The sequence below is a fragment of the Dichotomicrobium thermohalophilum genome, from assembly GCF_003550175.1.
GTDB lineage: Bacteria > Pseudomonadota > Alphaproteobacteria > Rhizobiales > Rhodomicrobiaceae > Dichotomicrobium > Dichotomicrobium thermohalophilum.
Genome location: NZ_QXDF01000001.1, coordinates 2,136,634 through 2,150,849, shown reverse-complemented (window position 1 = coordinate 2,150,849; position 14,216 = coordinate 2,136,634). Strand labels below are relative to the sequence as shown.

At 65.2% G+C, this 14,216-nt stretch carries 12 protein-coding genes; 6 read left to right on the top strand and 6 right to left on the bottom strand.

Going from position 1 to position 14,216, the window contains the following annotated elements; translation table 11 throughout:
- Positions 1-154: 154 nt before the first annotated feature.
- The gene (locus BXY53_RS10030; protein WP_119061870.1) at positions 155-2,185 is read right to left on the bottom strand and encodes a 4Fe-4S binding protein; all 2,031 of its coding nucleotides are present in this window, start codon (positions 2,183-2,185) and stop codon (positions 155-157) included.
- Between the two features lie 148 nt (positions 2,186-2,333).
- Between BXY53_RS10030 and BXY53_RS10025 the strand changes: the two genes are divergently transcribed.
- From BXY53_RS10025 to BXY53_RS10005, 5 genes are all read left to right on the top strand, one after another.
- Positions 2,334-2,897 carry a DUF3305 domain-containing protein gene (locus tag BXY53_RS10025; protein ID WP_119061669.1) on the top strand — a complete coding sequence of 188 codons (564 nt, stop codon included), beginning with the start codon at positions 2,334-2,336 and terminating at the stop codon, positions 2,895-2,897.
- Positions 2,894-3,463, top strand: a complete 570-nt coding sequence (locus BXY53_RS10020; protein WP_119061668.1) for a DUF3306 domain-containing protein — start codon at positions 2,894-2,896, stop codon at positions 3,461-3,463. The genes BXY53_RS10025 and BXY53_RS10020 overlap by 4 nt, the downstream gene beginning before the upstream one ends.
- 179 nt (positions 3,464-3,642) lie before the next feature.
- Positions 3,643-4,062 (top strand): DUF4399 domain-containing protein, encoded by a 420-nt coding sequence (locus tag BXY53_RS10015; protein WP_119061667.1) that lies wholly within the window; start codon positions 3,643-3,645, stop codon positions 4,060-4,062.
- A gap of 109 nt (positions 4,063-4,171) precedes the next feature.
- Complete coding sequence (locus BXY53_RS10010) at positions 4,172-5,980, top strand: ABC-F family ATP-binding cassette domain-containing protein (protein WP_119061666.1); 1,809 nt, start codon at positions 4,172-4,174, stop codon at positions 5,978-5,980.
- A gap of 172 nt (positions 5,981-6,152) precedes the next feature.
- Positions 6,153-7,508 (top strand): L,D-transpeptidase family protein, encoded by a 1,356-nt coding sequence (locus BXY53_RS10005; protein WP_147361544.1) that lies wholly within the window; start codon positions 6,153-6,155, stop codon positions 7,506-7,508.
- Here BXY53_RS10005 and speB read toward each other — a convergent pair.
- The 4 genes from speB to BXY53_RS09985 all read right to left on the bottom strand — a co-directional run bounded on the left by speB (position 7,505) and on the right by BXY53_RS09985 (position 11,199).
- Positions 7,505-8,398: an agmatinase gene (gene speB, locus BXY53_RS10000; RefSeq protein WP_119061664.1), complete on the bottom strand. Its 894-nt coding sequence runs from the start codon at positions 8,396-8,398 to the stop codon at positions 7,505-7,507. The genes BXY53_RS10005 and speB overlap by 4 nt on opposite strands.
- 4 nt (positions 8,399-8,402) lie before the next feature.
- Positions 8,403-9,596, bottom strand: a complete 1,194-nt coding sequence (locus tag BXY53_RS09995; RefSeq protein WP_119061663.1) for a type III PLP-dependent enzyme domain-containing protein — start codon at positions 9,594-9,596, stop codon at positions 8,403-8,405.
- A 119-nt stretch (positions 9,597-9,715) separates the two neighbouring features.
- On the bottom strand, positions 9,716-10,195 hold the full coding sequence (locus BXY53_RS09990) for an Lrp/AsnC family transcriptional regulator (protein ID WP_245410405.1): 480 nt from the start codon (positions 10,193-10,195) through the stop codon (positions 9,716-9,718).
- 110 nt (positions 10,196-10,305) lie between these two features.
- Positions 10,306-11,199: a LysR substrate-binding domain-containing protein gene (locus BXY53_RS09985; RefSeq protein ID WP_170144398.1), complete on the bottom strand. Its 894-nt coding sequence runs from the start codon at positions 11,197-11,199 to the stop codon at positions 10,306-10,308.
- 160 nt (positions 11,200-11,359) lie between these two features.
- Between BXY53_RS09985 and BXY53_RS09980 the strand changes: the two genes are divergently transcribed.
- Positions 11,360-11,806: a DUF1127 domain-containing protein gene (locus BXY53_RS09980; RefSeq protein ID WP_210209183.1), complete on the top strand. Its 447-nt coding sequence runs from the start codon at positions 11,360-11,362 to the stop codon at positions 11,804-11,806.
- Positions 11,807-11,877: 71 nt separating this feature from the next.
- On the opposite strand, the gene BXY53_RS09975 is transcribed toward BXY53_RS09980, so the two are convergent.
- A complete protein-coding gene (locus BXY53_RS09975; RefSeq protein WP_119061661.1) occupies positions 11,878-14,085 on the bottom strand; it encodes a protein-disulfide reductase DsbD family protein in 2,208 nt (735 codons plus the stop codon).
- Between the last annotated feature and the right edge of the window lie 131 nt (positions 14,086-14,216).

Sequence of the window (14,216 nt, the reverse complement as noted above, 5' to 3'; positions counted from 1 at the left end):
CGGTCAGGAACGGTGTGGGTGGGAGACCTCGATCCAGACGATCGCACGATCCGATTGCTTACGGTTGCCCACCCACACAACCCTCATACACCATCGCGAACACACAATTGCTTCAGCCCTTCGGGCTTCGCAATGACGGTCATGGTGCGACGCGTCAATCCTTGTCGCTGTCGTCCCGCTCCATGATGTAGTCCTCGGTCGTGCGGGTGCGCGGCACCTCGCCCATCTTGAACGGGTCGTTGCTGCTTTCGGCCATCGCCACGATGCGGCAGTTGTCGCACATCTTCAGCAGTTCGGTCTGCTTGTTCGACTCGAACATCCAGTGCTTGCCTTCGAGCTTGGCGATGATGCCGTCGATCGCCTTTTTCGAGCCGAACGGCTTGCCGCAGCGCACGCAGGCGAAGGGCTCATCCTCGTTCAGTACGATCGGGTTCGCCGCCTCCTGTCGGAAGTTGTAGCGCGGCTCCAGCGTGATCGCGCTTTCCGGGCAGGTGCTCTTGCAGATGCCGCACTGCACACAGTTCTGTTCGATGAAGCGCAGCTGCAGCGTGTCCTCCCCGTCGAGCAACGCGCTGGCCGGACAGGCGCTCACGCAGGCCAGACAGAGCGTGCAGGCATCGGTGTCGACATTGACGCGGCCATAGGGTGCACTCTCCGGCAGGGCGATCAGCTCGGCGTCGCTGCCGGCGCCTTCGCGCAGCTTGCTGATGGCCAGCCGGGCAATGTCGCGCTTCGAGCCGATCGGCAGGAACGGCTGCGCGGTCACCGGAGTGGGCGCCGGCGTGTCGTGCAGCGTGCTCTCGACGGCATCCGGGTCAGCCTCGACCAGCACCTCGACGCGCGCATCCTCGCCATAGCCCAGCTCGCGCATGAAGGTCTGCGCCAGTTCCGCCTGCGCGTGCAGCGCCTCCAGCTCCTCGGCCTGCTTGGGCGAGGCGAGCACGACCACACGCCCCGCCCCCGAGGCGACCATCGCGCAGATGAGGTCGTGCCCGAGCATCGCCACCGAATGCAGCGCGAAGGGCAGCACATTGGCGGGCAGACCGCGCCCGAACCGCGACATCGCCGAGACCAGCTCGCGCCCGTCGGTAGCGTCATGCACGAGGACAACGGGATCGCGCCCGCCCGCGCTGGCATACGCCTTGAGCAGGGTCTGCGCGCGGCCGATCAGGTCCTCGCGGTGCGGGTAGGCATAGCTCGCCGCACCGGTCGGGCATACGGCGTTGCACTGGCCGCAGCCGCCGCAGATGGCCGGGTCGATGGACACGTGATCGCCATCTGGCGTGATCGCCCCGGTCGGGCAGACATCGAGGCAATTGGTGCATCCGACCTTGCCGCTGCGGCTGTGGGCGCAGATGTCGGCGTTGTAGCTGACATAGATCGGCTTCTCGAACTCGCCGACCATGTCGGTGATCTCGAACATCGCGCGCGCCACGGCGCCCGGCTGGTTCGGGTCGGCCCGGAAATAGCCGTCGCGGCGCTGGCCCGGGGTGAACAGCGGTGTGTCGCCGGACACATCAAGGATCAGGTCGCATTCCGAGCGAACATTGTCCTGAGGAGCCTCGAAGGCGAATTCATCGCGCGAGGATGGCTTCATCGGCGCATGGCCGTTGAAGGTGACTTCAAAACCGCCAAGCGTGCCAGTGGTGCCTGCGATGGTGCCGCGATAGATCGGCACGTCGACCTGTGCCGGCGGGATCGCATCGCTCGCATCCTTGAGCACCAGCGTGACGCTCAGCCGGCTGGAAAGCTGGCGCGCGACGTCGAGGGCCTGCTGGCCCGCACCGTAGACCAGGCACACACCTTCGGATTTGAGCGTGGTCAGGCCGGTCGGGTTTGGCTGATAAGCGGCTTCAGTGATCAGCGCGGCCATCTTCGGCAGCGCGCTCGCCCCGGCCTCGCTCCAGCCTGCCTGCTCGCGGATGTTCACATAAGCCGGTTCGGCCGCGCCCATCTCCTCGGCGACCTCGCCGAACAGTGGCGCTTCCTGCGTGCACGCGACCATGACAGGCTCGCCGCTCTGCACGGCGGCGCGGTAATTGTCAAGCTGGCGGCGGCATAGCTGTGTGTTGACGTTCAGGGAATCGGACAGGCCGAGCGCTTCGCTCAGCTTGCCGCCGTCGAGGTCCATGGTCTTCTCGCAGTTGCAGACCAGAAGACGGCGGCCTTTCAGGTTATCGCTCATATCGGGCGTTTTCCGCTCCTTGGAGTTCATGGGTTCGCCGCGGGGGCTACAATGTGTTATTATTCTAATTTAAACAAGTCAGCTAGCAGAGGGAAGCGCGGTGCGTCCGGGCCCGCCCTCTTATGCCAATAAGACAAGGGTGACGCGAATGAACGCCCCAACGCCGGGTCCCTCGGAGACATCGCTCGCCATCCCGATCGGCGTGATCCTGACCTGCAAGCAGCCGACCAACGCCTGGGCCGACCCCGTGTGGCGCGCCAGCGGCGTCATGCTCGACATCCCGCCGGGGCCGGAATGGCGCGAACTGGCGCAGGGCGAGGGCTTCACCCAATACCTGACGACCCGCGCGCAGCTTGAACTGTTCCGCAAGGAGACCGAGGCGTATATTGCAAACATCGAAAGCCGCGAGCCGGCGCTGTATATTGTTTTGCGCGAGAGCGAGAGCGAGGACGCGCCGATGGAAGTGCATCTCGTGACGGCCTCGCCTTTCGAGGCGCAGGACTACATGGACAGCAGCGAGGAGACGGTCGAGCGCGTGTCGATGCCGGCGCCTTTGATGGAAATGATCGAGGCATTCATCGCCGAGCATCACGTCGAGGAAAAGTTCCGCAAGCGCAAGCGCGACGAGGTTGACCTTACCGAGGAGAAGTTCGGCAAGGAGCCGATCTTCGTCACGCGCCAGCGGATGAAAGGCAACGGTCGAGAACAATGACGACGGACGAAAAGGATTTTCTGTCGCGGTGGTCGCGGCGCAAGCAGGCCGCACGCGAGGGGCTGGAACAGCCGGAGACGGATCTGGAGCAGCCCGCGGCGCCGGCGGAGAGCGCCGCTGCGGAGCCGCCCGCCGAGGACGCGCCTGTCGATGAGTCGGCCTATGCCGAATTCGATTTCGACGCGCTGGACTACAACTCTGACTACACGCAGTTCATGGAAAAGGACGTGCCGGAGATCGTGCGGCGGCGGGCGTTGCGCGCGCTTTGGCGCTCCGACCCGATCCTCGCCAACGTCGACGGGCTCAACGACTACGACGAGGATTTCACGGACGCCGCGCTGGTCGTCGAGAATCTCGCCTCGGCCTACAAGCCGGGCAAGGGGTACAGGACCGAGGAAGATGAGGTCGAAGAGGCGCAGGTCGCGGAGACCGAAGACGCGCCCGCGCAGGAGCCGGCCTCGGGGGAAACGCCGGCACTCGAGCATAGCGAAGACCAGCCCCTCGACGCCGAAGAGACCGAGACGGCTAACACCGGGCCGGAGGACGGCGAGCCGTCCAAGACGTAATGCGTCATTCGATGGCATGTCGGGACGGGGCGTGACGCACGAAGTGCGCGCATTCTCCTGTATTTTCGTGTAGACTTCCTCCAATCGGGCGAGTGACATTCAACAAAGCGGAAAAATCCGTGCGGCTCGCCTTTCATCAGCCGTCGGTCAAGCGCCGATCGGCAACTGGAGGAAACGCCATGAAATACGCGGTGATTTTCGCCCTCGGGCTGGTGTTTGGTAACGCCGCCAGCGCGCTGGAGCGTACGCCCGCGCCGGAAGGCGCCGAGGTCTACATCGTTGAGCCGGAGGACGGGGCGCAGGTGAAAAGCCCCGTCACGGTCGTTTTTGGGCTCAAGGGTATGGGCGTCGCGCCCGCCGGCGTGGATAAGGAAGGCACAGGGCATCATCATTTGATCGTCGATGCACCGCTGCCGCCGATGAATGAGGGTATCCCGGCGGATGAAAACCACATTCATTTCGGCGGCGGCCAGACGGAGACAACAGTGGAGCTGGAACCGGGCGAGCACACGCTTCAGATGATCCTCGGCGACAAGAATCACGTGCCACATGAGCCGCCGGTCACGTCGGATCGCATCACGATCACGGTTGTGGAGTAAAAATGCCTCGTGCCGGTCGCCTGCGGGCGTCACCGGCGCAGCCCCCATGACATTGCGCGGCGCAACAGCTACATCGGGGCCATGAACGCAAGAAAACCAAGCGCAGGTCATGGCCCCGCCGCTTATCCAGCTAAACGAGATTGATCTCAGCTTTGGCGGCACGCCGCTTCTCGAAGGCGCGGAACTGCTCGTTTCGCCCGGCGACCGGCTATGCTTGGTCGGGCGCAACGGCTCTGGCAAATCCACGCTGATGAAGATTGCCGCCGGAATGATCGAGCCGGACGCCGGCGAGCGGTTTGTCCAGCCGGGCGCGACCGTGCGCTATCTGCCCCAGGAGCCGGACATGACCGGGCACGAGACGGTGCTGGCGTATGTCGAAGCCGGGCTGGCGCCGGGGGATGATCTGCATATCGCCGCACGCCTGCTCGAACAGCTCAGCGTCGATCCGGCCGCGGAACCCGCCAACCTCTCAGGGGGCGAGGCTCGCCGTGCGGCGCTCGCGCGGACGCTTGCGCCAAAGCCGGACGTGGTGCTGCTCGACGAGCCGACCAACCATCTCGACCTGCCGGCTATCGAATGGCTGGAAAGCTGGCTGGGCGGGTATCGCGGTGCGCTAGTCCTTATCAGCCATGACCGCCGCTTCCTCGAAAACCTCTCGCAGACGACCGTCTGGATCGACCGGGGCAAGACGCGCCGGATCGAGATCGGATTTTCCGGCTTCGAGGAATGGCGTGATGAGCAGCTCGCGCAGGAAGAACGCGACCAGCAGAAGCTGGACCGGAAGATCGGCCGGGAAGAGGACTGGCTGCGTTATGGCGTCACGGCGCGGCGCAAGCGTAATACCCGTCGCCTTGCCGAGCTGCAGGCGTTGCGCCAGGCCCGGCGCGAGTATCGCGGCGTGCAGGGGCAGGCGACCTTCAGCGCGGCAGAGGCTGAAAAGTCCGGCAACCTGGTTATCGAAGCGAAAAATGTCTCCAAGGCATTTGACGACACGCCGATCGTCCGCGACCTCTCCCTCAAGCTGCGTCGCGGCGACCGGCTCGGCATCATCGGGCCGAACGGCACCGGCAAGACCACCCTGGTCAAGCTGCTGACCGGCGAACTCCCGCCAGACAGCGGCACGATCCGGCTGGGCGCGAACCTGGCGATGGCCACGCTGGAGCAGGACCGCGCACAGCTCGACCCCGACGCGTCGCTGAAAGACGCGATCACGCGCGGCGGCAGCGACATGATCGACGTCGGCGGGCAGACCAAACACGTTGCCGCCTACATGAAGGATTTCCTGTTTACGCCTGAGCAGATGGGCACACCCGTGCGCGCCCTCTCCGGCGGTGAGCGGGCACGCCTGATGATCGCGCGGGCGATGGCGACGCCCTCGAACCTTCTGGTCCTGGACGAGCCGACCAACGATCTCGACCTCGACACGCTGGACGTGCTGCAGGACATGCTGGGCAGTTATGAGGGGACAGTGCTGCTGATCAGCCACGACCGCGACTTCCTCGATCGGATTGTCGGCTCGGTACTGGCGCCCGAAGGCGGCGGCGTCTGGCGCGAATATGCCGGGGGCTATTCAGACATGCTGGCCCAGCGCGGCGCGGAGCTGGGCAAGGACAAGCCGAAGGGCGGCAAGCAGAAGTCCCAGCCCAAGGCAAAGCCCAAGCGCGACACCAACAATCGTGGTCGACTGAGCTTCAAGCAGAAGCACGCGCTGGAGACACTCCCCGGTGAGATCGAGCGGCTGCGCACGCAGGCCCGCAAGCTGGAGGAGCGGCTCGCCGACCCGGACTTCTACAGCCGCGACCCCGAAGGCTTCGAGCGGGCGACCACCCGGCTCGGCGAAATTCACAAGGCGCTCTCCGAGGCCGAGGATCGCTGGCTGGAACTGGAGATGCTGCGCGAGCAACTTGAGAACAGCTGATACCCCTCCCGCGATGGTTGCCGAAAAGCATCGCCCGACGCCTTTTCTAGAAATTTGACGAAAATCAATATTCACCAGCCGTTAAGAGCTGTGTAATACTTTGGACAAAGGGGTGGCCGTCGGAATTTTCCCGAAGGCCAGCGTGTTCTTTGTGTTTTGGGAGTGGGGTATCATGTTGCGTCTGCCGCGTTGCAGCGAGTTGTCGCGTATTGTGTTTCGTTCTGGGGCTGTTCCCACGGCTTTTCTCTCCGCGGGCCTTATCGCTGCACCACCGGCAGCCGCCCAGGGCGCCAGCAGCCTCCTGACCAAGCCCGATCCGCTCAAGATCGTGGTGTCCCTGGAAAAACAGCACATGTACGTTTATCGCGGGACAGAGCGGGTTTTCACCTCGCGCGTGTCGACGGGCAAGCGCGGCTATTCGACCCCGGCGGGCGTCTACAGCATCCTTGAGAAGCGGCGCTGGCACCGCTCCAACATCTATAACAACGCGCCGATGCCGTTCATGCAGCGTCTGACCTGGTCCGGCATTGCGCTGCATGCCTCCGGCCACGTGCCGCGTTACCCAGCCTCGCACGGTTGCATTCGCCTGCCACGGGGTTCAGCGAGCACGCTGTTCAAGAAAACCGATGTCGGTGGGCATGTGATCGTGACGCGCGGCGAGACGACGCCGCACAGGATCAAGCACGACAAACTGTTGCAGCCGCAGCCGCTTGATCTGGTGACGATGGACGCCCGGAAGGCGCTAAAAAAGCGGCTGGCCTATGAAGAGGGCAACCTGGTGAGTATCGCGCTGCCTGCGCCGGCCGACCGGGCGCGCAAATACGCTTCCTTGACCCGCCCCCAGGACAAGACCGTGATGACCGACGCCACCAACGCGCCGGAGCCGATGTCGGCGAAGGAGGGGGCGCTGCTCATGGCCGATCTGGAACACGACATGCACCGCCTGGAGAGCTATATCGCGCGCTCCGAAGAGCCGGTGCGGATCCTGATCACCAAGCGCCTCGGTCGCGAGCGCATCCGCGACGTCCAGATGCTGCTGCGGGAACTGGGTTATGACCCTGGACCGATTGACGGGTTCATGGGCCGCCTCACCGGCGCTGCGATTCAGGAATACCAGGAAGACAAGGGCCTGAAGGCGACCGGCGCGTTTTCAGAGGAACTGCGCGACAAGCTGTTCCTCGACGCGCGCGGCGAGCCTGCGCCGACGGGGCATCTGTATGTGCGTCAGGGCTTCAAGCAAGTGTTCGACGCGCCGGTGAGGCTCAAAAACCCAGATGAACCGCTTGGAACGCATGTCTACTTCTCGCAGAGTTTTGCGCCAACCGATGAGCAGACTCAGTGGCTCGCGCTGACCACGGAAGAGGCGCCGGGCGTTGACGCAAATGCGGCGCTCGATCGCGTGAGCATCCCCAGAATCCTCCGCGACCGGCTGGAGCGGATGCTGACGCCCGGCTCGTCGATGATCATCTCGGACGCCGGCCTGGGACGCGAAACCGGGCGTGGCACGGACTTTGTCGTCCAGCCCTAGCCTGTTTCCGTCAAGGCGTAGGCGAGCAGCTTGTAGGCGAGCTTGGCGGCGGTGAAGTCGTAAGCGTGGAAGCCCGGGATCGGCGCCAGTTCCACGAGATCGGCGCCGACAATGCGGCTCGCGCCCGACGCAGCGCGCAGCACGGCGCAGACCTCGTCGAAGGAAAGGCCGCCCGGCTCGGGCGTGCCAGTTGCGGGCATGATCCCGGCGTCGAGCACGTCGATGTCCAGGCTGACATAAAGCGGCCGGCCGCGCAGCGGGGCGACGATCTCTTCCAGCGACCAGCTTGCGCGCTCGCGGCCCCAGAATACCCGCACCCGCTGGGGGGTTGCTTCCAGCAGGGGCACTTCCTCAGCCGAGATTGCGCGGATGCCGGCAGAGACGATCTCCACACCCTGATCCAGCACGCGGCGCATGGCGCAGGCATGGGATAACGGGTTGTCCTCGTAGCTGTCGCGCAGGTCGGTATGCGCGTCGAGATGCAGTACGGCGAGGTCCGGGTAGCGCGCGGCGAAGGGCCGTATCGCGCCCGCCGTCAGCGTGTGCTCGCCGCCGAGGACCAGGGGAAAATGTCCCGCATCCAGCGCCGCACCGGTTAGCGCGGCCAGCTGGTCCAGCGCATCGGCGGCCGAAGCCGCCACGCTCTGCGGCGCCAGCGTGGCGATGCCGAACTGCCGGTAGGGCTCGCACCAAAGCTCGTCATCGAAGAATTCAAGCTCCGGGCTGGCCGCGATGATCGCCTCAGCGCCGCGCGCGGTGCCGGTGCCGTAGCTGACCGTTTTCTCCATGCCGAAGGGAATGATAACCGCGCCAGCCCGCTCCGGCGCTGCGGCCTCCGCGGCGCTCAGGCCCAGAAAACCGTCTTCCGGCCGGCGGTAGTCAAGAGACATGGCGCTAGCCCAGCGCGCCGGCCTTGTCGGCGGGGCGGGCCTCGGTGTCAGCGTCATACATGCTCATCATCGGCGCATCGGTGAGGCTCACCCGCTCATACCTGCCAAAGCCGTTGAACGGCGAAGCCATCACATGTCCGTAAGCGCCAATGTTGCCGATCTCGATGTAATCGCCCTCGCCGATGTCGGCCGGCAGCATGAACGGCCCCGGCAGATGATCGAAGCTGTCGCAGGTCGGACCGAACAGCGCGAACCCTGTCTCCGGGCCGTCGATCTCGCCTTCGCCGGCGCGCAGCGCCCGCGTCGGGAACACGAAATTCGCATGCGCGGCGTCGAACAGCGTGCCGAACGCGCCGTCGTTGATGTACAGCGTGCCGCCCTTGCGGGCCTCGACCCGCACCAGCACGGACTCCGCCTCGGCCACCAGCGCGCGGCCCGGCTCGGCCCACAGCTCACAATTGTCGCCCACCCATAGCCGGTCGAAACTCTCCGCGATCGCGTCCACGAAGGCGCTCAGCGGCGGCGGCTCCAGCCCCGGATAACGCGCGGGAAATCCGCCCCCGACATCCACCAGGTCGATGCGCGCCGGCGCGGTGGCGATATAGCGCGCGGTCGTGCGTAGCGCCTCGCCAAAGCCCTCGGGCGACATTGCCTGGGAGCCGACATGGAAAGTCAGGCCCAGCCGCTCGGCCACGGCGCGCGCGCGCATCAGCAGGTCGGCTGCGTCGCTCAGCGCCACGCCGTATTTGCCCTCCAGCGGGATTTCGCTGTGCGTGTTCGGGCAGACGATGCGCAGCATCAGCGTCAGGTCGCGCGCGCCGCCGGTTTCGGTCAGGATCTTGTCGAGTTCCGCCGCGCTGTCGAAAGCGAAGGTGCGCACGCCATAGTCGAAATAGGCCGCGCGGATCAGCGACCGCGACTTGATCGGGTTCATCACATGCGCCTGCGCGCCGGGCAGCGCGTTCACGCGCGCGATTTCATCGAGAGAGGCGGCGTCGAAATCGCGAAGCCCCGCCTGATGCAGCGCGGCAAGCACATCCGGCGCGTCGTTGGCCTTCACGGCATAAAGGGTTCGGCCGGGGAAGCTGTCGCGGAACCACTCGACTGCCCGCGCGGCGGCATGCGGACGCACGCACAGAACCGGCACATCCGGCCTGCGATGACGGAGCAACTCGGCGGCGCAGGAAAACTGTTCCATCGGCATTCCTCCCGCGAGGGCGGCATTCGAGATCACGGCTTGTCAGGAAAATCGGATTGCGTCGCTTAAAAGTCAAAGCCGCGCTTGTAAAGACTTTTCTGCGCGACGCCAAGCGCGCATCATACCGGCAGCGCGGTCTCTTCCTTCAGCACCTCCATCGAGAGGCTGCTGGTGACGTTATAGATCGAGATCCGCGAAATGAGGCGCTTGTAGAACGCATCGAATTCCGCGGTCGAGGGCACGCGCACCTTCAGCAGATAGTCGATCTCGCCGGCAAGTCGATGGGCCTCCTGAATTTCCGGCATCTCCTGGATAGCGCGATGGAAATTCTCAAGCCAACCGGCGTCGTGGCTGTTGGTGCGGATGGTGACGAAGAACACCTCCTGCAGCCCCGCGCGGCGGCCATCGACAATCGCCGCCTGCCGGACAATCACGCCTGACTGCTGCAGCCGCTGGATGCGGTTCCACACGGCGGTCTTGGAAATGTTCACCTTCTTCGCCAGCCGCTCGAAGGAGATGGTCGCGTCCTGCTGCATGATGCGCAGGATCTTGCGGTCGGTTTCGTCGAGCTTGGGCTGGGTCGTATCGCTACGGCTCAAATGGCGGCTCCAAGGTGATCGTTGTTCATCAATCTGCCCGTGAGACTGTCCTTAAATGGAACTTTGTTCAAGATTTGTCGAGCCTCCGGGCAAACACGATCGCGTGAGCCCTAGGCCGCGGCCTCGCGCGGCGGTCCCTGGCGGAAGCAATTGACGATGTGGTCCTCCAGCCGGTCATGGATGCACGATGTTGCTCCCTTGGCCCGGCGCATGGCGAGCGCATAATCGGGCAGGGCCGGGAAGCCGTCGCGCTCGTCGAGGATGCGCAGCCCCGGGGTCACGTTCGATTGGGGAATCGCACCGACCGCGAGTCCGGCGCGGATTGCCGTCTCGATGCCGGCGAAGCTTACGCTGGTGTAGTTGATGCGGTAGCCGCGCCCCGCATCGGCCAGCGCGCCGATCGCCCATTGCCGGAAGCGGCAGCCGGAGTGGAACAGCGCCAGCGGCACCGGATCGTCCTGATGGACGCAGTGCTTTGCCGAGGCGGCCCACACAACGGGCTCGCGCAACAAGATCGGGTCGCTCTTGCCGTCGTCGCGATTCAGTTCGCCGCCCTCGGTGAACAGGATGATGTCGATCTCGTTCATATCGAGCTTGGGCATCAGGCTGCGCGTTGGCTCGCACACGACATTCACATGCACCTGGGGGTGAGTCTCGGCGAAGCTGCGCAGGATCGTCGGTAGGAAGGCGACCGCATACTCATCCGGGGATCCGATAGTAACCGTTCCGGTCAGTTCCGAGGGCTGGAATGCGGCCAGCGCTTCTGCATGGGCGCGCAGCACCCGGCGGGCATGGCCGAGCAGCAGTTCGCCGTCGGAGGAAAGCTGCACCGTCCGGCCCTCGCGCACGAACAGCGAACGGCCGATCGTGTCCTCCAGCCGCTTGATTTGCATGCTCACGGCCGACTGGGTGCGGCCGACGCGTTTGGCGGCTTCGGTGAAGCGGCCGGTTTCGGCGATGGCGATAAAGGTCTGCAGCAATTCGGGTTCTAGGACGGGCGGCATTGCATTCTCCAGTTTCACTTGACGCAGCCTACCACGCAGATCGCCATTCATCAATTGCGGAGATGAATAGCATCAGAACTATTCGTTAGACTGATGGTTTGTGCTCCGGCATCGTTCCCTCAGTGACGGATCGGTCACGGGCAACACTGGAGCTTGAACGATGGAGTACCCGAATGGATTGCGGCGCACATCGTCGCATCAGCCCTATATCCGGGCGGCGCACCAGGCCCGCTCGGCAGAGTTTTATCGGCTTATTGGCATGGCCGCGCGCAGCATCGCGGCAGCCGTCGGCGCGCTGTCCTCGCCGCTGGCGAGGGGCGTGCGTCACCTCAACCGCGAGAGGCGGCTGCGCGCCGCGAAGCGGGAGCTGCAGGCGCTGGATGATCGGCTGCTGGCGGACATGGGCATCAGTCGCGACGACATTGACGAGGTCGTGCGCAACGGTCGGCCGACGCCGAATATCGCCGCGGAGCAGGCGCATCCGCACGAGGCCAAGCGGGCGGCTGAGGTCGTCGAACTCCGCCGCGAGCCGGACCTGATGGGCGCGCTGATCATCCACGGACCGTGGGGCCGCTACAGCGACCGCCGGCGCAACGATGCGGCCTGAGGCGTGTTGCCGATTTGTCGTAACAACGGGCTGAGGGGCCGGGCGCGATCCCGGCCCCTGCATGTCTGGCGCTATCGCTGCGTCTTGCGGACCTGGCCGACATCGTCAAGCTGGCGCAGCACGAAGCCTTCGGTGAGGATTTGCGGCAGCACCCTGGGCGGCTCGCCGTTGCCGGAATAGAGCAGGTAGAGCGGCACGCCGGCGCGGCCGAACTTCTCCAGCATCTGCGAGATTTCAGGGTCCTGGTTGGTCCAGTCGCCAACAAGGTAGGCGATGTTGCCGCGCTTCAGCGCCTCCTGGAAAGCGTCCGAGTTGAGCGCGACCTCTTCATTAACCTTGCAGGTGATACACCACGCAGCCGTGAAATTCACGAAGACCGGGCGGCCTTGCGCGCGCAGCTCTTCCAGCCGGGCGACGGAGAACGGCTCGCCAACCTCGGCGCTGGCGGCTGTCCGCGACTCGCCCTGCCGGGCATCCTGGGCGAAGTCCACCATCGGCCCGGCCAGCGAAAATGTCACGATCACGACGGCGGCAGAAACGGTGTAGCGGAACGCGCGGCTCGCTTGCGTCATACCGACCAGCCAGGCGGCGAAGCCGACCGCGATCAGCACCGCCCCGGCACCCAGCACGCCATCCGCGCCAGTCTGCAGGCTCAGCACCCACACCAGCCAGACGACCGTGGCATAGAGCGGGAAGGCTAGCACCTGCTTGAGGGTTTCCATCCACGGTCCCGGCTTGGGCAACAGCCGCGCGAACGCGCCCGACAGGCTCAGAAGCGTCATCGGCGCGGCGAAGCCCAGCCCCAGCACCATGATCACCGTTGTCGCCTCAACCGCCGGCTGCGTCACGGCATAGCCCAGGGCAGCGCCCATGAAGGGGGCGGTGCAGGGCGTCGCGGCGATGCTGGCCAGCACGCCGGTGAAGAACGAACCGGAGGCGCCGCTGCGCCGCGTCAGTGAATCGCCAACGCCCATCAGCGCGCCGCCGAAATTGAAGACACCGGACAGGCTCAGCCCCAACGCGAAGAACAGCGCCGCCATGACCAGAACGAACCACGGCGACTGGAACTGGAAGCCCCAGCCGAACGCGGCGCCGGTCGCGCGCAGCGCCAGCAACAGGCCCGCCAACACCGCGAAGCTGAGCATCACCCCGCCGAGATAGGCCAGCGCATGATGACGGTTGCCGTGCGCGCCGTCTCCGCCGCGCGCGAGGCTCAGCGCCTTCATGGACAAGACCGGGAACACGCAGGGGAAGAAATTGAGAATCAGCCCCCCGAGAAAGGCGAACGCTGCCGCGTGCCATAGGCTCAGGCCCCCCGGCGCGGCGCCGCTCGACGCGGCCGGAAGCGCCGCAACCGTTTCCGCTGGCGAGACGGAGAGGTTATAAGCCTCGCGCGTGCCGTCTGCGGCCGTCAGCGTCAGCACCCCGTTCAGCTTTTCGACAGGCTGGTCCTTCCGTTCGCCGCGCATCATGACGAGGCGCGGCGTGCCATTCTGCCAATCCAGCTCTTGCGGAGCGGCGTTGGTGATCAGTCCCCAGTCGCGGGGGAAGAAACGCATGGCCGCGACGTCTTCGGCGCGCAGCGCGTCGGTCTCCGCCGTCAGCGCCAGCTTATCCGGCGCGACTGTCAGCTTCACCGGCCAAGGCGCCTCCATGGGCAAGTCGCGCACCGCCGCGGCGATCTTGTCCGCGCCCTTGCCGGGATCAAGGGGTGCACCGCTCCCGGCCACCGCCAGGGTCAGTCGTGCCTTGCCGTCCTCGGGAATGCAGATCTCCTCGCAGACCAGCCACCGAGATTCCGCGCGAAGTGTGACCTTCTCTGCGCTCAGGCCTTCCGGCGGCGTGATCTGCACGAGCAGCAGCGCCTCGTCGGCGTAGCCGTAATTCATCAGGGTGCCGTAGGGAATCGCCTTGGGCGGCGGCCAGTGAATGTCCGAGACGGCGAATCCTTCGGGCAACGTCCAGTCGATGCGCGTTGGCTCACCCGAGTCGCCCGGGTTTTCCCAGTAGGTGTGCCAGCCTGGTGCGATTTTTTGGCGCAGGGCGACCCAGAAGGTCTGGCCGGGGCGGATCGCGGCGGTCTCGGAGAGGAGGTCGATCTGGACTTTCCGGTCGGCCCGCTGGGGGGTGCTGCTGGCAGTCGATTGGCCCTGCACAAGTGTCTCGAGCGTACTGGAGCCAGTCTGCGCATGAAGCGCACCCGCCGTGACAAGGGCGAATGCCCCCAGGGCAAGAACGCCGGCAATATCCTGAATGATCCGTAAAACCCGTCCCTTCATGGGCCCTGCCGTGTGCTCCTCCGTGTCGATGATGCTCCTGCTATAACAGATAAGACCAACCTGTCTGATGCCCAGCTCAAAATCCCGTGAACCGTATCAACGCCGCAGGGCCCGTGCCCCATGCTGCATCG